A 19,757-nucleotide genomic window follows, 5' to 3' on the forward strand; every position below is an offset into this window, starting at 1 on the left:
TGCCTTCACTTGTTCCTTATTGAATCTCGCCATCGGTGCCATCCTCTCAAACCAGCCTTTCTTCTATTGTAATCGGGTTTGAGAGTTTACACAGAATATTTTACAGACTCGAGAAGATGCTCCAGCTAGTGGTTCCGATCTTCACGGTCACTTCATCTGGACCATTTTCCGCCAGGACTTTCTTGACACCAGCTGAAATTTTGCCCTCCGATGGGATGCCAAGAGCCTTGAGAGCAGCCTCGATTTGAGTCAGATTCTTCTCAATTGGCTTGAAGGTGTTGCGATCAAGAGTGTTAAAGAAGGAGATGATGATTGTACCCTCATCGCCGCGCTTAATGCGGGAATCACCGTAAACGAAAATAATGTTGCCACTTGGATCCTTGATCCCTACGGTATTGTTGGCTCCATTGTAATAAACTTTATACTTAGGATCGATAACTGGAAGAATCTTCTTTGCCCAAGCATCGGAGATAGCGTTGTAATCACCGATAACCTCAATTCCAGTGTCAACTGGTGGTTTTGTTGGAATATCTGGGAGTTCACTTGTAGGCGTTGGCTTAACTGGGCGAGGAAGAGCTGTGGAACCTCCACCTGCATCCTTAACGTTTTTAATGAAAGTTACCGCCTCAGCGCGAGTCAGGTAATCCTTTCCCTTGTACCCTTCAATGGAGAAATCCGTTTTGCCTTTTGCCAGGCCCGATCCGAGCAAATATTGGATGGCATCATTACCAGAAAAATTCTTGCCCCGTGTTCCAGCCACAAGCTCTGCGACCTTAGTACGGTTGATAAGAGCTGTGCGATCCTCTCCTACTGGATAATTCAGCGCCCCAGCTGCTACATAGTATTTGTAAGACCAATAAGGGCTGCTCTCCATGTCCGGAATGTCTGTGTAAGACCGGATTAGCATTGAGAGGAAAGCTTCCTCTGTTACCTTGGCATCCGGTTTGAATGTCTTGTCCGGATAGCCTGTGACAATTCCCGATTCTACTGCCCACTTGACTGCCGCTGCATACCACGCATTCGATTTAACATCTTTGAATATGGTGTCCGCATAGATTTGTGTGGTTGGCACCAACATTGCTGCAATTAAAAATACGAATAAAAACTTGTTCTTCAATTCTTTCACTCTCCTTAGTTGGGGTATATATCCATTAAAACATGTGGGATATTATTCCAACAATTTATGTTTGTTTCTTAATCATTGATTAGATTGATTAAATAAGCGAGTTAGAAATCTCACTTGGTAAGACTTTATTGTAGCTCCAGTTGGTATATTCAGGGTTGTAGTTACCGATTGCGTTTTGTTTGGACTAGTGATTTGCCCAGAAGTAAATGGCACAGCTGCTGTTATGTTTTGAGTAGCCCCTAAAACTACTGTTGGCGCAGGGGGCAAGACCCCTACGCCAACAGCTAGAATTAGAAGGAGGGCTATTAATCGTTTGCCCATCCGTCTTTCACCTCCGTAAGATACATGGGAGAAATTTGACCGTAACGCTCCAAATGAACTGGGAGAGCGCCAAATCGTTTGATCTGCCCAGCTACCCAAGTTTTAGGAACGTATCTGATAATGTAATTGTATCCCTTCGTTCCCGGTTTATCTAACGAGAGTCCAAGACGGCTTTGGTAGAGTCCTGCATAGTCGCGTTGGACTTGATCGTCTATGCTGCCTTTCCAATAGCGATCATGTAGATCTACCTGTCCACCTTCACCCTCAGTGTAAGGATAAAAGCTTCCTCTAGTGCTTTGGAAACCTGAGGAGCTTGCCTTGACCTCTCCAACCACTTTGAACAGGTACACGTAGTCTTTTGAACTGTAAGGACCTGTACCAAAGGTTGCATCTTTCCAATATTCCGCATGGAGCTCATTCTTGTCTGCTGGATCAAGGATCATAAATTTCTCGATAACTGCATCATAACTTTTGCTGATGCTAAGACGATGCGGAAACTTGACCAAGTCGTTCTGGTTGAACATCGTGATCATATTGTGGCCGTGCCACTCAACTTCTGCGTAAGAGCTCGCACCCTTATCAAAAGCTAACTTATTGCCTGCCTTGATTTTGGCTAACCGCGCCTTTAGGATGTCAAGTTGTGCCTGGGTGATGATCCCATCTGGCGAGAGAGTCTCAGCCTTAGTGCCTGTTCTGGAGAGTAATCCAAGATTGATGGCTCGGAAAAATAACTCATCAGCATCGCCTGTTTTACCCGAATACTCTGGAAGCAACCCTCGTACAGCCAATTTAGCAAAATCTTCTCTAGTAGCTTCTGTACTCAGACTACCTTCCATGTCCCCGGCTACGTAGATTCCTGCTCCCATAAGCAACGATTTATGATTTTGGCCGGTTAGCTTGAAGGAAGCTGCAATTGTTTTTAGAAGCTCTGCTCGTGTTACGGAGGGGGAGGTGGTTGTTTTGGCTGCCAAGGCATGGTTTGATGAAAAGAGCCCCATAACTAAGAAGATAGCCATTACTAAAGTCATTATTGCCCTTATCTTATTGCTCATACTGCATCTGCTCCTTCTTACAGTTATCTAAATCCATTTTGATTGCTAACTTCTGTTGAATATACGGTTTGACAAAGATAGATGCTAGTACGGAGTAAGACAAGGCCAGTGCTAAAGCATACAGCAAAAATTTTTTATCTTTAAGGTAAAGCTCACTCATATGTTTATCCACGTGCGACAACAATGACTGATTTCTCGATAAATTAATCGAAAATATGTAATCAAAACCTATACTGAGTAGAGCAGTTAAATATGGAACAAGTAGAAAGAGAAGTGCATTCACAAACGGTATCAGTGCCAGAATTGAGCTAATGGTACTAACTAATAAGCCAGTGCCAAAACTAATGAATAAAACAGGAAAAAGCTTACGCAGACCTACTTTCAAAACATTCTTTAAGGACAAGGAGTTCTTGGTTGCCAAATAAGGCAGGAAGTACAGACCTGTTTGAAGGATTTTAATAATGCCGCCTACAAACAGTAGACTAAATCCGTACTTAATTACTTTTTTGAGCACTTGAAATAATATTGCTCCTGTCACACTAGAATCTTCAGAATATATTAAGACATAAAAATGATACAAATCATTTGCTAAACTAATAATTGTATTGATAAATAGTAAGGAAGCAAAGACGACAGGGATATATGCAATTAGTAGGTGATATTTTAAAAACACCAAATATTTCATACTCGCGTTGTTGCTATTCATAGACTTACTCAAGTACAGGGTTTATGAGAGCAGTATAATTGCTAGTCCAGCTTGTTCCTGTTGTTGTAACTACCAATTGGACGATGTTTGTGACATCTATTGATATAGCCTCGTTAAGACCGTTATATCCTATAGATTGTTCATCTATGAGTCTACCGTTCTCATCCTTAAAAATTAAGTTTGTACTTGCGCTCTTTGAAGATCTATCATCAACACCTAGAGAATAGGTCAGTTTCTTATACTTGCTATTCAGATTGATTTTAAAAGCGCCTTCTGGATCGTCAGAACGGTAATTACTATATAAAACGATGCTAGGGGCATTATAAACTTTGTTGTTAATCGTCACTTTGTTAGGATAGGAAACAGACTCGATGGCTTTACTATAGGATGCGAGCCCTTTAACCGCTTTCCCCTTCATTTTCTCCCCAATAGTAATCGTTTTGGACGTATTATCCCAAGCCACATTTACGTCTAATAGATCTGCGGCAGCTTTCACTGGCAACAATACTCTTCCATTTTGAATTACCGGTTTTAAATCACTTGCAGTTGGAGTCTTATCAATTCCGTTTTGAACAATTTTGAGAGACCCGGTGGCAGCGTAAGAAACTCCTGAGAAAAATAGTGCCCCTGTAATGATACCAATCATTGTAGATTTTAAGTTAAGCTTGTTTAACATTATATTTCCTCCTGTTTTAAGGTGATTTAGGTCGTGTGTTTTGCTGTCTATTTGAAATTCATTAATAAAAGACGGGCTTCTTCTGCCAACCACTGCTTGTCTTCAGAGTATAAATTTTTTTGCACATTAATAATCCCACTTCGTTTAGCAAGTCGATCCATCTGATTTTTCATTAACTTGGAGTTGCATAGACAAATGACTTGAATACAATGATTAACGAACCAAAATTGAAGCTTCTCCCAAAGTTCCATCACCTCATTCGTAAAAACAATTGGCTGGCCTTTTGACATCATTGAGCTATTATCTACCAAAAGGCGGACTTTACCCATCTCAAGCTTCAGACATATAGCTTTTAACTCTAACGAGATTTCCTTTACTTCATCGGCATGCAAAGCGCCCGTGACTTTCCAAGAAAGTAGGTTTCTCGGTATATCAACCTCATAGGTAAATCGTTCTGCCAGTGGACGTGATAGTTCTTTTTTCAGAAAAGCAGTGTGCAAAGAGAAGCGCTCATCATCGAAAAAATAGCTAATATCCACGTCTAATGTATTGCAAAGTACCTCAATATTTTTTAGTGAAACATTGCGTTCTCCGCGTTCAACCCCTCCAATATACGTTCTGTCCAAACCGGATCGTGAAGCAACCATCTCCTGCGACATACCTGATCGCAAACGCAATTCTTTTAGACGTCGACCGAAGTCTTCTAAAATGTCCATCTAAAGCACCCTTTTACTTCGATTGGTTTATAGGAAGATTATACTATAATAGATGTTTAAAAGGCGACGGACTATAAGTATCATTTTGTTATTTTTTGTTTATTGTTGTCGAACAAAGGGGATAGAATTACAATAAAGAAAGCATTATGATGCTGGTTATGGAGGGATTAGGGTTGGATACTGTGCTGGATAGCATTCTCTTTAAAGGTATTGAGGTTAAGGATAAGGATATGGTTTTTGCCAAGTTTAGTTTGCGTAAAATAGCGAAAAACTCTGTTCTCTTTTACCAGGGAGATCCAGGCTATGAGATGTATGTTATCAATACAGGAACCTTTAAAATATACCGTGAAGAAGCAGAGCGAGAAATAGTATTCGGGCATCAGTTTCCAGGTGAAACGATTGGTGAGCTTGAAGTATTACATTATGATCACCATCGTTTGGCAACCGTAGCTGCACTGGAGCATTCAACCGTTTGGGTAATCAGGAAAGCAGAACTGGAAGAGCTTATGCAGATTTACCCAGAAATTTGGCGCAAAATGTTTTATATCATGGCCGAACGCCTTGGACAAGCAGACCGCAAGCTAGAGTACCTCGCCTTTCTTGATACGGGAGTAAGAGTGGCGAATCTGTTACTTGATTTGAACTCGAACTTCGGTGAACCGCTGCAGGACGGAAGCTTCTTCATTAATTGGCGCATTACCCACCAGCATTTTTCCAATATGATTGGTGTAAGTCGTGAGTCTGCAACACGAGCATTACATGATCTGCAAAAGGCAGGGGTTATTGTTATTAATCAACGAATGATCACCATTCTTGATAAACCTCATTTGGAGAGCTGGGCAGGAGGAAGCCCTCGTCCAGATGAATCTCGCACATGGCATTCACATAGCAAGTATGAACTGACTGTTAACTAAATCCATTGTAAGATAATATGGTTATAAGTTCTGTGATCCACGCGGCAAGGAATTTGTGATTTGCATCACAAAAGCATTTTCAAGAGGTTTAGGACAACAAAAGGACAACAGAAAAGTTGCTGTCTGATTGAAGATTAAATGATGTAATGTTTTGTCTAAATGGCTTTTGAATTGTAGCTTATTGTTATAATACATAATTGATTAAATTATGTGGGGGAGGATTAGTTGGCACAAAGGAATATGGTGCTGCAACAGAACCCCACTTATTGAGCTAATATTGTTGAGCCACGGAACGGTATCTTTCTTATTTTGGAGTAGTCTGGTTGGATGTTAGCAGCTGGAACAATCTAAAAAGCAAGAACAGTATCCTTCCGTGGCTCGGAAAACAATAGTTTGGAATTGCAAACAACAATCAACAGCTTGCCAACACGAGTGTAGAAGGAAATGTTTACATAACCAAGGTGGAGCCATGGCCTCGCGCCTGCGCTGGCTGCTGGAGTGGATGGGGCATGAGGGGCAAGTGTATGTGCTGGAAGGCGGCTTCACTGCTTGGCAAGCAGTAGATTATCCCGTTAGCTCAGAAGTGCCGAGTGCGGTGGAAGGGGTTATTTTTGAGCCAGCTTTGAGGGATGAAATTCTGGTAAGTCGCTCTTATGTGAAGGAGAGCATTGGCAAGGACGGAATCGTTATTATTGATTCGCGTGAAGCGCCTCGCTATCGTGGGGAAGTCGAGCCGATGGACCCGGCGGCCGGACATATTCCGGGGGCGATTAATCATTTTTGGGTGGAAAGCCGCCATGTCGATGGCGTGTGGAAGTCGCCGGAGGAGCAGGCGGAGCGTTTTGCTGCGCTGTCGAAGGATAATGAGATTATTGTGTACTGCGGGTCAGGTGTGACCGCTACGCCGAACTTTTTTGCGCTGCAGGAGGCAGGGTTTAAAAATGTGAAGCTTTATGCGGGGAGCTGGAGTGATTGGAGCTCGGATATTTGGAATCCGGTGGCGGTGGGGGAAGAGTAAGAGCTGAGAGACATTTATAGTATGTGTATCTTGAATACATCGCCATGGGGCTGAATGCTCGGGGCGATGTATTTTTTATGCTTGAAATCAACAAAGAGACCGCTTGCAGCCTAGACGGCACGCGGTCCTTCTCATGGAAGCACGTTGATTGGACTTGCTCTAAGAATAAGAGATGGGAGACCGCGCCGGACGTGGGTTGAAGAGCGGCAGCGGCCCAAATTTGTTAATTCGTTTAAAGCATCATCCCGATATCATGCTGACCGACGATAAGCTTCACTGGCTCGAGGTAAACTCGCGTGAGCGTCGGTCGCGCGATGAGATCGATTTCGATATCCGTGATTTGATAACGAGCGATTTTGCCGTCCCTTTTATCGTAAACGACATTGAATTCCTTCAATCCTACTTGTTGAATCAGAACGGAGGACCCAATCGACAAGGCAGCCGTTTCGAACTCCCCATGATCGAATAACACTTCCGAAATAATTTCATCGTTCATATCCACAATCGTGACCTGTTGGCAAAACTGGTATTGCATTCGCAGACATCTCCTTTGGGTGGTATTGATGCAGAATGAGTGGATTGGATGCCCCATGCCGCTCTTCTTACTTTATCGGATAAATCGGGCTGTCAGTATAGCGTGATTTTTACCAATTCTTTTTATTCTCCTAAGCGTGTTAGTATACTTTCAAAGTATTATGGTACTTTGACCACCAAGGGATAGGATACAAACCGATTGAAGTTGGTTGTTAACAGTGTTACTCTAACAAAGGTAAACTCGAGATCTATAGCTTGCCATACACCTAGTAATAGTCACTAATTTAGTAGTAGAGAAAGGAAATACTATGATAAAAGTTGATAACTTATCCTTCTCATTTCCGCAAAAAGAACTATATAAAAACATATCATTTACGCTTGAGGAGGCACAGCATTGCGCTTTTATAGGAACAAGTGGCAATGGTAAAAGTACATTAATAGATATGTTAATGGATCCAGAAAGATATTTGTTCGAAGGCAAGTTAGTAATAGACCCGACTTGCAAGATTGGACTCGTAAGTCAATTTCCGCAAATCGACAAAACGAAAGAAACAACCGTTTATGAATATATAGGGGAAGAATTTATTAAGATACAAAATGAAATAACAGCTATTTGTACGGAGATGGAAACTTCATCGGATATTGATTCCTTATTAGAAAAATATCAATTAGCTTTAGACGCATTGGATTTAATTGGCGGGGAGGATTTTGAAAGCAACCTTAATAAAAAACTTAATCTAGCAAACCTTATGAAGCTTAAAGATCTTGGCGTATCTGACCTGAGCGGTGGGGAATTCAAGCTCATTCAAGTGATGAAGGAAATGCTTAGTAGTCCAGACTTAATGATTATGGACGAACCAGATGTATTTCTAGACTTTGAAAACCTAAATGCGCTTAAAAATCTTATTAATTCTCACAAGGGAATGCTGCTAGTTGTTACGCACAACCGATATCTTTTGAATCATTGCTTCAACAAAGTTATACACCTCGAAAACACAGAGATCCAAGAGTTTGATGGGCGATATATGGAGTATACCTTCTCATTACTTCAGACTAAAGTTGAGTTGCAAGAGCTCAAAGTCGCTGAGGATGAAGAAATAGAGAGAAACGACAATATCATTAATAATCTTAGAGCTATCGCAACTTATAATTCAGAAGCTTCTAGAGGCAAAGCATTAAAAGCTAGAGTCAAGTTTCAAGAAAGATTGGAAGCACGTAGAATTAAAGCGCCATTTGTTGATATTAAGCAACCGAATATTAGTTTTGGTATGGATAATGAAATGGAAGACGCCATTGTTGTAAATGTGAAAAATTATAGTGTTGCCTTTGATGAATTGCTTTTAGACAATGTTAACTTTGAGATAAAATCTACGGATAAAGTAGCCATTATTGGTTCGAACGGTACCGGGAAAACGACTTTACTCCGTGATATCTTTAAAAATAATCATGAATCAATTGAAATAAATGCTGATGTTAAAGAGGCTTATTTATCTCAAAATCAAGGCGAAGTGCTAAAGGTATCTAATACAATACTAGAAGAATTCATCGACGCTGGGTTTAAAACTTATGATGAAGTTAGAACGTATATTGCAAACTATGGTTTTGAAGGAGAAATCGTTAATCAAAAGATAGAATCTCTATCTGGTGGAGAAAAAAATATGCTTCAATTGGCTAAAGTTGCTGCCAGTAAAGCAAACGTATTGCTTCTTGATGAACCGACAAGCCACTTAGACATCTATTCCCAAATAGCACTGGAGAAAGCTATTGAAGGCTATAAAGGTGCGATTTTGATGATTTCTCATGATTTTTATTCAGTTGTAAATGGTATGGATTATGTTTTAATTATTGAGAATAAGACGATTAGGAAAATGACTATTAAAAAATTTAGACAGATGATTTATGCTAGTCATTTCGATAGGGACTATCTTGTATCGGAACAAAATAAAAGATTAGTTGAAATGAAAATAGAGTTGGCTTTAAAAGATACTGATTTTGAACTTGCAAAAGTATTGGTTGATGAGTTGGAAGAGCTGATTAAGTCGCTTTAAATGATAACCTTCTGATTACATTGAATACTCCACAAGAATTAGAAGAACATATTAGACATCTAGGACGTTCACTATCAAGAACAAGAGCAGGTTATCGAAAAGATAGCCCGTTCTTTTTTTGTGTGAAAAATGAGAAAAAGAATTTGACAAGTAGGTGGGAATGTACAAAGGAAAAAGTTTCATGATTTTCAATGTAACTTGATAATGCTATCGGTTTACGGAAATAACGGGGGAAAAGATAAGAATATGGTACAATTTATTAAGATTAATTATAGCTTGTATATTTGAGAGGGGAAATTAACTTGCTGAAAAAGAAATGGGTAAGTACTGTAGGAATCGCATTATTAGCTTTAATGATGATCTCTGTGCAATATGTGCAGGCAGCTGGAATATCGTTGATCGTGAATGGAAGTTCAATAGAACAGAAGGTTCCTCCTGTCGTAAAGGATGGGAAGGTTCTTATTTCCGTTAAAAATGCTGCGGATATGTTTGAATCTAAGTATCGCTGGGACAATCAAACCAAGACATTGACGCTGTCTGATGACAAGTTTGCCGTGTTATTCGTTCTTGAACGCGCATCGGCAATCGTTACTATCGGTACGGAGACTACGGAGGTAGCATTAGAGCAGTCGGCACAATTAGTGAATGGCAGCTTGATGGTTCCAGCTCGTTTCCTAGTGGAGTTATACGGAGGCAAGGTGGTGTGGGATCAGACGCTTCAAACATTACATATTACAATGGATGAAGCAATGGAGCCTGCTCTGCCTGGAGCTAAAGGCGACAAAGGCGATAAAGGTGACAAAGGCGATAAAGGTGACAAAGGAGAAACAGGGTCAACGGGGTCAACGGGAGCAAGTGGGGCAGCAGGCGCCAAGGGTGATAAGGGAGACAAAGGCGATCCGGGAGCAACGGGTGCAAGTGGGGCAGCAGGCGCCAAGGGGGATAAGGGAGACAACGGCGATCCAGGAGCAACGGGTGCAACAGGAACGGCAGGTGCCAAAGGTGATAAGGGAGATAAGGGAGATAAAGGCGATCCAGGTGCAGCAGGTCCAGTAGGCCCAGCGGGTCCGATAGGCGAGACGGGTCCTACTGGTGCAACTGGACCAGCAGGGACTTCTTATACATCTGAAGGGTTTTCGGCTGCTGGTGCAACCACTGCAAATAGTAGTATGCAATTTACAAGTTGGAGTGTGGCTTCCCCACATTATTCGAGTCCTACGTTTAATGCTGCTACTGGGATATTTACGGCGCCGGAGACCGGCAAGTATGCCATAAATGCAACTGTTAACTATAATACAACTGCTGCACTCAGCGTAAGCCTAAGCAGCGGTGTCAACCCAATTTTCACCTTAAAGAAAAATGCCAACTCTGATTTAATAAAAGGTAACTTGCCTATTTTAAATGTTAATATGCCTTTAGTCTTAACTATGAGAGCCCTACTTGAGAGCGCAACGGTGACACTATCTGGTGATGTTCAGTTGCAAGCAGGCGATCAAGTTGGATTATATTATGAAGCTAACGGTCTTACCATTAATCTCAATATGGATGCGGTATGGTCGATTCATCGGTTATCCTAAGACGAGGCTGTATGAGGAGAGGGCATACCTCTCAAAATAGAAATGCATATTACTAGAAATAAATCTGGGCCGTTTTCTTTGTGATATGCTCCCATCATAGTAGACAGAAGAAAAACAAAACCCTACTTCTATCATTACGGGAATTTTTATAATTAAAAGAAATAAATATATAAATACTGTGTATATTATCAGGTATATGCATGGATTCGTAAATATTAAGCAAGTGGCGCATAGGCCGTACAGGACCTCCGGGGCCGAAAGAAGCCGCTAGAGGAGCTCAATGAACAGGACTGCTTAAAGCTTCAGATCAAGGAATTTGAAGCGCGCAATGAGTATCTGAATATGGAGAATGCACTCACAAAAAAGTTGGCAGAGATCCGGCGAAGAAATGAATCCCATAGCTGGAGTGTTTGGAGCTCGGATAGCGGGAATCTGGTGGCTCCGGGAGAACAATAAGAGCTGAGAAGCATAAAATAGTATGTAAAAGTATAATACATCACCATGTGGACTTCGTGCCTTAGGCGATATATTCTTTATGTTTTGAGTTAACATGGAATCAACATGTAACCGTTGAAAATATTTTCATAGAGGCCGAAACTGAGCGTATGCTCTTATGTTCTCTGCTATAGTTCACTGTACAGATACATCTAAACCATCACTACTTCCATTTCGCTTGTTTACTTGGTCCATCGTTGTATGAAATTAAATGATTTTTGAACTTTTTTCATAGATTGCGTAATTGGAAAACTGCAAGCGTTGTTCATTCAGGGAGAAGAGAACAAAAAAAGAAGTCATTCATCTCCAACATGAGGGGTGAATGGCTTCTTTTCTTGCTATTCGTATCGTCTCCATTGGAAGGGGCACTCCCTACTTGTCACTTAAGCACAGAGCAGCACCAAGCACACCATGCCTGCTTAACTGTAGAATTGCCAGAATACAAGGAGTCCTAACAGAACAACGATCATCGTCATAAGCAGAATGGCTGACCACTTGTCATGGGTAGTTGAAGCAGGCCATTTCTTCTTCCAGGATAGCAGCAGTGCCGCCAGGAACAATACGGCCAGTCCAGTCAGACCATAGTTAACTAAAATCTGCGGATACACCTCGGCATAGGCACGCTCATAGTTGCTGAGCATCCGCAAGGCGAGAACCAGATTGTTCGTCACAATACTGGTACCTGTTAAGGTGAGGCCAATTACTAGTTTGCGGCTGAAGGCATAAGGTGCAGGACGTGTTCTGGATCTCAGATTGTTTAAGATCGCCTGCACCAGCCATATAAACGGGGCAATTATGAAATAGACGATGGCCGGCACTGCCAACGCAGCACTCAAGAGCAGAACCGGCATTGATTTACTGTCAGGCAGCGGCAAATAATCAGACGTATATACCGAGACTATCTCTACCTTGCCATTGCTGACAGTGGCATGCAGCATTGGCCAGGCATCGAGCGCCGAGTCGCCGCTCACTTTTACATAGAGGTAAGGCTGAACCTGCTTATAGCTTCCACTCATACCTGCAAGTGAAACATGGAGCTGATTTGCTCCCTGCGGCTTTAGCTTCATCAGCGTAAGATAGGGGAATAGATTCATGAAACCATGTTCAGGGCGGCGCGCGGCCACGAACTCACCTTGCATCTCAGAAGCATCCGGCAGATTGACAGCATCCACCTGCTCACGTGTGCCCACTATTGTTTTAGCCAGACCATGAACAATATTAAATTCGCTGGCCTGGTTGGTCATAATGATAATTGCAAACCGGTCTTCAGGCACGATCAGCAGGTTGGTAGCAAAAGCAATCGTATTCCCGCCATGTCCCAATGTCCGGTGCAGTCCGGGATATTCCCAAAATCCATGAGCAATGCCCGGCATTTCTTCAGCTGAGGCATAACTCTGGGTTAGCATTGTGCCTAGCGTCTCCGGATTCTCGAACAGCGGTGATTGCTCCCCGGCTGCAGGCAGGAATGCCATTGCAAACTTAGCGAGATCTTCCGCAGTGCCGTTATTGCCGCCATTAGGGTACATGGACATATAATTCCAAAATCCCTGTGTAAAGGACCCTTCTCCTTTGAAGAAATAACCTTTAGCTTTAAGCTCCATTAGCTCCGGGCGATCCTCTATGACAGAATAAGCAATGGAATCCTCCATGCCTAGGGGATCAAAGATATGCTGCTGAACGTATTCATGAAAAGGTTGATCGCTGATCCTCTCCACAATATAGGCAGCCAGTGTGTTGCTATAGTTTGAATAGGCCACAGCTTTACCAGGCCTGTAAATCTGTGCAGGCTGGGCAAGCTGTAGTCCCTCCTCCAGCGACCGCACTTCCTTAGGGGATTGATAGGCCATATCGAACATATACTCTTCGAATCCGGCATTGTGGTTCATCAGATTGAGCATCGTTATTGGCTCATCATATTTCAGCTTGGTTAGGAAATTTGCCGGTAAATAAACGCGGATATCTTCATTTAAATCAATTTTCTTTTGTTCAGCCAGCTGCATCACGGACGTCCATACTGCAAGCTTGCTGATTGAGCCCCACTCCATTACCGTATTCGTCGAGACAGGGATTTGCTGCTCCACGTCGGCGTAGCCGTAACCCTTGGACAGCACCACCTGGCCATCTTTCACCATAACAACAGACGCACCGACCGTTTGTTGTCCTATGTACTCTCTTACATAGTTGTCGACAAAAGCTTCCAAATCGGCCAACGGAATTCCGGAAGGGGTTGCTCCCTCTACTCCGCCGCTAACTTTCTCTGCTGCTATTGCTGTGATACTACTGGATAGAAACAATAGTATAGAGAACACAAGTGCAAATCCTTTTCTTAACAATGAAACCTCTCCTTTAGTTAGGTGAATTCATCCAGTTTCCCTATTTTAACAAAAACCTTCACACATAATCGTATAATCTTGTGGAAGTAAGCTCCACGGCCCAGAGCATGCTTAAGAAAGCGGGCTATATTTCCTGTGCGCTCTACTACTTCTGGAAGAACACGCAGAATGCCTACGGCAGCTACAAGAGCGTGGGGCAGCTTGAGGAGCATTTTGCCAAGGCGCTTAGAAATGTAAATCAACAGATTATGACAGATAAGAGTATGAAGTTACCTATTAAATAACATCGCTTTAAAAAGGTGAAATGAGATGCTGTGATATTGAATACTCTTCTTCATTCTGAACGTTACGACGCCAACGCAAACCACAAACCCTGCTGCAAGAATCTACGAGTTTCAGGTATTTGGAACCCCAAATCTGGCATTTAATAAAGCTGTGACGGCTGATAGTGCGTGCATCGCCTCGCAAAATGCGATTAAAGCCGTGGACGGCAACGTCGCTAATGACAGCAAATGGTGTTCTAAGTCAAGTAACCGTTGGCTGCAGATCGATCTTGGCTCTATAAAGCAAGTGAACCAATTTGTCATCAAGCACGCAGCCGAAGGAGGGGAAACTCACTCCTACAACACGAAGGCTTATCAAATCCTGGTCAGCACTGATGGAACAAATTGGACTACGGTAGTGAAAGTAACTAATAATACGAGCGGCATTACCGTAGACAAAATTACTGTAGTACCAGCTCGATATATTAAGTTGGTCGTTACGACGCCTACCCAAACCCAAAACGCTGCGGCAAGAATTTATGATTTTGAGGTATACGAAGCCCTATCTTCAACATAGTGAAGGTAGCATGGAGCCCGAGTAAGAATCTTTAGCTGGAGCGATTGGAGCTCGGATAGTGGGAATTCGGTTGCGACGGGAGAAGAATAAGAGCTGAGAGACATAGTAGATACTAGTTGTGCGCCCTGCATGGGTGATAACTAGGTGGTGAAAGTCTACTACAGGCTTGGCAGTAGGAACTGTTAGTCAAAGGAAAGGGTGTTGGTCGCGAGGTCGAATCTGGAGGTAGCCGGAGGCAAACCCTCCGTCCAACGTGGTGTGAAATTCTCGAAAACAAGCAAAAGGGCGGGGACGCCCCACCATAACGGTGTTACATGGCAGGCCCTATTGCTCTTAACAACGCGATCATCCTCAAAAAGCTGCGCTGCATCAAAATTTTGACCACCCGAATACCGGACTCAAAATTTTGCGCAACCAATAAGCGATTATCGTCCCTGGGGTCCATGTACCGGGATTCTGCAAGTATGGCTTGTACTGATCGGTGATGATATAAGTCCAAGTGGAAGCAGGGCTTTTCAACCCGAATTTTTCCCACATCGCCGGATCATTCGAACCCCCGAGCTTTGCAAGCATATTCGCCGACTCTCTATTTATTTTAGCCGGAATTTGCTCGTAGGCTTGGATGATTTGCGCATGAAATTCGTCGATCGGATTGCGGTTAACAAGGCTCGTCAAATGGATGCCTTCGCGAATGTAAGAAACATATGCCAGATGGTCGGCCCAGAACTTGTCGATATAATAAAGCCGTACCCGCTGCTCCGAAGGGCTCATCGGCGTCTCGCCTTTCAAAATTCCGAGCCGCTCCTCGTATAGCATACGCCTCTGATCCTCCACCATGTCCGAATAACCGTTCAGCTCCTGACGGATATGGAAGTTTTGGCCCATAATAACACGCTGAATATGGCCAATTTTGCTGTAGAGCACCGACTCTTCGAGAGTCTCGTCCTGCCTAAGACCCCGTATCGCTTTATTGATGCCGAACCTAAGCAGCAACTCGTCCTCCAAGCTTACGAAAAATATGGAAGCTCCCGGGTCGCCTTGGCGGCCGGATCGCCCGCGCAGCTGATTGTCGATCCGCACGCTTTGGTGCATATGCGTACCAATCACGTACAACCCGCCCAGCTTGGCGACAGCTTCTGCTTGCGTGGGGTTGCCGCCTCCGAGCCGTATGTCGACGCCACGTCCCGCCATATTCGTAGACACCGTCACGGCGCCGATCTCTCCTGCTTTGGCGATGAGCTCGGCTTCTTTTGCGTCGTTTTTCGCATTCAGAACATGGCAAGCTACGCCGGCAACCGCTAGCGCCTCCGCCAGCATGTCTGACTCCTCAACGCTTGATGTACCAATGAGAATCGGACGACCCGTCCTATGGACAGACGAGATTTCTTGTACAAGCGCCTTACGTTTGGCTTCTTTATGGGTATAAATCCGGTGCGGATGGTCAATCCGTATGTTTGGCTGATTCGGCGGAATTTGTACAACCTGCAGCTCATAAATATGCTCGAATTCTATGGCGGAAGCTTGCGCGGTAGCCGTCATTCCGCAAATTTTTGGATAAAGGCTAAGGAAGTGTTGAAGGGTGATTGTACCAAGAATGATTCCGCCGGCTTTCGCCTGCAGCCCTTCTTTGGCCGAAAGCGCGGCTTGCAGCCCGTCCGGCAAATGCCTGTTCTCCGCCACGCGGCCGGTATATTCGTCGATCAGCTCGATTTTACCGTCCCGGACGATGTAATCGACGTCTCGCTTCAATAACAATTCCGCATGCAGCGCGCAATTTAACGACATTAACAAATGACTATTATGGCTATCGTACAAATTGTCGCATCCCAGCAGCGACTCCGCTCTCGCAGAGCCTGCTTCATTCAAGTAAACGTTCCGCTGGAAATCGTCGAATTCGAAATGCCCATCCTGCTCGAGCTGCCGAGCCACCTCTGCGAAACGAATGCCTTCGTTGCCGGAGGAACCCGACTCTCCGGCGATGACTAGCGGCACCCGCGCTTCGTCGAGAAGCAGTGAATCCGCTTCGTCGATGATGACGTAGTGGAAGGGACGATGCACAGCATCGGCTTTGTCCAGAGCGATCGTGTCGCGCAGATAATCGAACCCCGCCTCTTTAGCCGTAACATAGGTAATATCGGCAGCGTACGCTTCCCGTTTCGCGGGCAAGCTCATGCCCGCTTGAACCGCGCTTACCGTTAACCCGAGGAAACGATAGATTGGGCCCATCCAATTCGCATCCCGATTTGCCAAATAATCGTTAAAGGTCAGCACATGAACGCCTTCGCTGGTTAGCGCATGCAGATAAGCAGGCATAACAGCAGAGAGCGTTTTTCCTTCTCCAGTAAGCTGCTCGATCAAAAATCCCTCGTGCAGAGCGATGGCAGCCATGATCTGGACATCGTAGGGCTGCAATCCCAGTGTTCTCTTCGCTGCCTCGCAGACTAGCGCATAGGCATCAACAAGCAGCCCGTCCAAAGGCGTACCCGATTTTGCTGCCTTTTTCAGACGGAGGGATTCCGCTTGCAGCTGCTGATCGTCCCAAGCTTCCAATTCACGTCCCCTGATGAGCGCAGCCTTGTCCCGATAGCCTTTCAGCTGATTCCGGGTATCGCGGTGTTTAAATTCTTGCAGCAGCTTGACGGCTAAATTCATCGAAATTTGATCCCTCCTCGATAGAAATACGTGATTCTATAGTGGCTGGCGCGGCCGCTCTTTTGTCATTTTTTCCTACTCATCCTTTAACCGTCGTTGGTACAAAGCAACAGATACAATCGTTAATACAACCGTCCATGCCAAAATAATAAGGAGGGGTTTTAATAACTCTCCCGTCGTAAAGTCTGTAGGGGGTAAACCTAGCAAATGAACAAGCTGGCTACTGGGCATGTAATCCAGCACTTTGAAGACTGGATACTCATCCACAATAAACGCTCCCCATGGTGCCCCAGAGAATACGATCGTCACAGGAATTATAGATAATGACGCATCAAGCAACGTCTTGGAGAATAAACCACATATCGTCCCGACTGCTGTGTATAAAATAATCGAAAGAAGGATTGCTGCCACAGACGCCCATATACTAGCTGACTCATAGCCAAATAGATACGTAGCAATAGCCAGAACAACAGCAGATATGACAATGACTAAGCTACTTTTACCGATTAAAACATCCATGGTCGTAGCCGGAGTCATCATTAATGAACGTAAAGTGTTACGCTCCTTTTCTTCCGCAATCAAGCATGCTTGTGCGAAACATGTTAGGAACACAAACGAAAGATTAAGAACTGTAGCGAAAGACCCAGGCAAAGACGAGCTGGCGTCGGCAGCTCGAAGAAGAAGTGCCAGGATAATTGGGAAAATCAACATAATGGAGAGCGCATAATTGCGTGAAAACTCTTTATAATCCTTCACAAATATCGCTTGCGCGCGTTTTAATGAGATATTCATAACAACTCACTTCCTGTCATTTTAATGAATATATCACCTAGACTTGGCTCTTTCGTTTCTAATCGATCAATTAAACCTTGTTTCATCCAATCGGCTATTTGATCGGCCGTTCCCTCATCGATTGGCAGCTCATAGGCTTCCCCATTTAGTAATTCAACACAAACGACGTTTTCACGATGTTGTTTTTTAAGCTCCTTTGGCGAGCCGATCGTTTGGATTTGTCCTTTATACAAAATCGCTACACGGCTGCATAGCAACTCCGCCTCAGCCATATCATGGGTCGTTAAAAAAATCGTCGCTCCATTCTCATTTAAATAACGTAATCCTTTATAAATATGTGCTGTGTTCACCGGATCTAAAGCCGAAGTAGGCTCATCCAAAAATAATAATTCCGGCTCGTGGATAATCGCGCATGCCAACAGGACACGCTGGCGCATCCCTTTCGATAATTGATTGACTTTCTTTTTGCGCTCTCCGCTTAAGTTTACAAATTGCAGCACCTTATCAATCGACGATTTAGGAAGATCATATAACTTACGATACAGCTCCAGATTTTCTTCTATCGTTAATCTCTCATATAGACCACTGTTATCTGTCAAAATGCCAAAACGCATCTTCTGTGCAGAATGCTGCATCATCTTCGCGGGCTCGTTAAATACACTCGCTTGTCCGCTTGTCGGATTTAACTGCGCCGTTAAAAGCTTTATTAATGTCGTCTTACCTGAACCGCTCGGACCCAGAAAACCAAAAATTTCTCCTTTCGGAACTGAAAAGGACACATTTGCCAATGCATCCCTATTTCCAAATTTCTTCTGAATACGCTCGACTTGGATAACAGCCACGCACACCACTTCCTTTAGCGTTGATGGCCTAACTATATAAAGAATGCAGGCTTCCAGCCATCAAAAACTGCCGAAATGTAGCTGTTATCGCCTGAACGGTACCATCGAATACCCGATTGGTCTCACAGTACCCTGAAATTAAAGGTTAAGAAGTGCTTTTAATTCCTGTAATTTTGAACGGGATAATGGAACCACCGCATCTTTACCTGTATTTAATCGCAGGCTGTAGCTATTTTTCGTCCAAGTAATAATCTCTCTTACTTTTTGCAGATTAACGATGTAGGATCGATGGCACCTGAAAAATCCGAAATTTAACAATCTCTGCTCAAGCTCGGTTAGCGTCAAAGCACAGTGATAATTTTCTCCACCCACATGAACAAGGATTGCTCCATCCATACTTTCAATAAAATCGATTTCAGGCGGATTAAATAAAATCACCTTTTCATTTTTTTTCGTATAAATCTTCTGCAAGGTTATATTGTCTCTATCTTGTTCCTGAACTTCCTGTTTATCCTCTTCTGAGTCTCGAATATCCAATGGATGAAATCCGAGCTCGTTCAATCGATAAATTTCATCGCAGGAAATAAGGGCATCCTCTAAATTCGATGTTAAAATTAAAATCTGCTTTTCTTTCGAAAGGTCATCCAAAATTCGTTTGAAATGACGACGATCTTGTTCCTCCAAGTAAAAATAGGGTTCCTCCAGCACAAGTGTAGGCTGATGGGCAAAAAAGACACGCAGCAGTGTCACATACATCCTTTTCGATGAGCTTAGATCCTTGATTTTTACCTTTCGTTCTTCTTTTAAAGCGAAATAATCCAATAACGAAGCGGCACGGTCATTCCTCCCCGTTATTTTGATTAGAAAAGTGAGTAGCTCTTCCACCGTTAAACGCATATACTCGTTTTGCTGAGCCCGAAATAAATAATATAGGGAATGATTCACTAATTGATTCATTAAAAGCTGCTTTCGCTTCAAGTCCGTTATAATGCTAATCGACTGGTTCGATGTCATATTTAATTCAATCTTTGGTAGAAATAATTCCCCATCATCATACACTGGTTCAAATTGCATGCCATCCTCCTGATCAGTTCTGCTATAGGATATATTGAACA

The 19,757-nt window shown here is 43.4% G+C and carries 16 protein-coding genes; 5 read left to right on the plus strand and 11 right to left on the minus strand.

Annotation, left to right across the window (positions count from 1 at the left end; genetic code table 11):
* Nucleotides 1-100: 100 nt before the first annotated feature.
* The 5 genes from AC50YG_RS31180 to AC50YG_RS31200 form a co-directional block, all read right to left on the minus strand.
* Nucleotides 101-1,117 (minus strand): S-layer homology domain-containing protein, encoded by a 1,017-nt coding sequence (locus AC50YG_RS31180; protein WP_494832685.1) that lies wholly within the window; start codon nt 1,115-1,117, stop codon nt 101-103.
* Between the two features lie 314 nt (nt 1,118-1,431).
* Complete coding sequence (locus AC50YG_RS31185; RefSeq protein ID WP_494832687.1) at nt 1,432-2,499, minus strand: hypothetical protein; 1,068 nt, start codon at nt 2,497-2,499, stop codon at nt 1,432-1,434.
* A complete protein-coding gene (locus tag AC50YG_RS31190) occupies nt 2,489-3,205 on the minus strand; it encodes a hypothetical protein (protein ID WP_494832689.1) in 717 nt (238 codons plus the stop codon). The genes AC50YG_RS31185 and AC50YG_RS31190 overlap by 11 nt, the downstream gene beginning before the upstream one ends.
* Before the next feature lie 4 nt (nt 3,206-3,209).
* Nucleotides 3,210-3,881, minus strand: a complete 672-nt coding sequence (locus tag AC50YG_RS31195; protein WP_494832691.1) for a stalk domain-containing protein — start codon at nt 3,879-3,881, stop codon at nt 3,210-3,212.
* Between the two features lie 47 nt (nt 3,882-3,928).
* Nucleotides 3,929-4,597 carry a helix-turn-helix domain-containing protein gene (locus AC50YG_RS31200; RefSeq protein WP_494832693.1) on the minus strand — a complete coding sequence of 223 codons (669 nt, stop codon included), beginning with the start codon at nt 4,595-4,597 and terminating at the stop codon, nt 3,929-3,931.
* A 182-nt stretch (nt 4,598-4,779) separates the two neighbouring features.
* Here AC50YG_RS31200 and AC50YG_RS31205 point away from each other — a divergent pair, with 182 nt between their 5' ends.
* Both AC50YG_RS31205 and AC50YG_RS31210 read left to right on the plus strand, forming a co-directional pair.
* Nucleotides 4,780-5,511, plus strand: coding sequence for a Crp/Fnr family transcriptional regulator (locus AC50YG_RS31205; protein ID WP_494832761.1), 732 nt, complete (start codon nt 4,780-4,782; stop codon nt 5,509-5,511).
* A gap of 469 nt (nt 5,512-5,980) precedes the next feature.
* Nucleotides 5,981-6,529, plus strand: coding sequence for a sulfurtransferase (locus AC50YG_RS31210; protein WP_494832695.1), 549 nt, complete (start codon nt 5,981-5,983; stop codon nt 6,527-6,529).
* 232 nt (nt 6,530-6,761) lie between these two features.
* Here AC50YG_RS31210 and AC50YG_RS31215 read toward each other — a convergent pair whose 3' ends face one another.
* Nucleotides 6,762-7,064 carry a hypothetical protein gene (locus AC50YG_RS31215; RefSeq protein ID WP_494832696.1) on the minus strand — a complete coding sequence of 101 codons (303 nt, stop codon included), beginning with the start codon at nt 7,062-7,064 and terminating at the stop codon, nt 6,762-6,764.
* Nucleotides 7,065-7,371: 307 nt separating this feature from the next.
* Here AC50YG_RS31215 and AC50YG_RS31220 point away from each other — a divergent pair, with 307 nt between their 5' ends.
* On the plus strand, nt 7,372-9,111 hold the full coding sequence (locus tag AC50YG_RS31220) for an ABC-F family ATP-binding cassette domain-containing protein (RefSeq protein WP_494832698.1): 1,740 nt from the start codon (nt 7,372-7,374) through the stop codon (nt 9,109-9,111).
* 302 nt (nt 9,112-9,413) lie between these two features.
* Nucleotides 9,414-10,688, plus strand: coding sequence for a stalk domain-containing protein (locus AC50YG_RS31225; RefSeq protein ID WP_494832702.1), 1,275 nt, complete (start codon nt 9,414-9,416; stop codon nt 10,686-10,688).
* Between the two features lie 914 nt (nt 10,689-11,602).
* Here AC50YG_RS31225 and AC50YG_RS31230 read toward each other — a convergent pair.
* Nucleotides 11,603-13,516, minus strand: a complete 1,914-nt coding sequence (locus tag AC50YG_RS31230) for a serine hydrolase domain-containing protein (RefSeq protein ID WP_494832703.1) — start codon at nt 13,514-13,516, stop codon at nt 11,603-11,605.
* A gap of 435 nt (nt 13,517-13,951) precedes the next feature.
* Between AC50YG_RS31230 and AC50YG_RS31235 the strand changes: the two genes are divergently transcribed.
* Nucleotides 13,952-14,356: a discoidin domain-containing protein gene (locus tag AC50YG_RS31235; protein WP_494832705.1), complete on the plus strand. Its 405-nt coding sequence runs from the start codon at nt 13,952-13,954 to the stop codon at nt 14,354-14,356.
* A gap of 369 nt (nt 14,357-14,725) precedes the next feature.
* On the opposite strand, the gene AC50YG_RS31240 is transcribed toward AC50YG_RS31235, so the two are convergent.
* From AC50YG_RS31240 to AC50YG_RS31255, 4 genes are all read right to left on the minus strand, one after another.
* The gene (locus tag AC50YG_RS31240; RefSeq protein ID WP_494832707.1) at nt 14,726-17,008 is read right to left on the minus strand and encodes a preprotein translocase subunit SecA; all 2,283 of its coding nucleotides are present in this window, start codon (nt 17,006-17,008) and stop codon (nt 14,726-14,728) included.
* A 75-nt stretch (nt 17,009-17,083) separates the two neighbouring features.
* Nucleotides 17,084-17,800, minus strand: coding sequence for an ABC transporter permease (locus tag AC50YG_RS31245; RefSeq protein WP_494832709.1), 717 nt, complete (start codon nt 17,798-17,800; stop codon nt 17,084-17,086).
* The gene (locus tag AC50YG_RS31250) at nt 17,797-18,642 is read right to left on the minus strand and encodes an ABC transporter ATP-binding protein (RefSeq protein ID WP_494832711.1); all 846 of its coding nucleotides are present in this window, start codon (nt 18,640-18,642) and stop codon (nt 17,797-17,799) included. The genes AC50YG_RS31245 and AC50YG_RS31250 overlap by 4 nt, the downstream gene beginning before the upstream one ends.
* Nucleotides 18,643-18,780: 138 nt before the next feature.
* A complete protein-coding gene (locus tag AC50YG_RS31255; protein ID WP_494832713.1) occupies nt 18,781-19,716 on the minus strand; it encodes a LytTR family transcriptional regulator DNA-binding domain-containing protein in 936 nt (311 codons plus the stop codon).
* Between the last annotated feature and the right edge of the window lie 41 nt (nt 19,717-19,757).

It is taken from the genome of Paenibacillus sp. J31R34 (assembly GCF_059383715.1).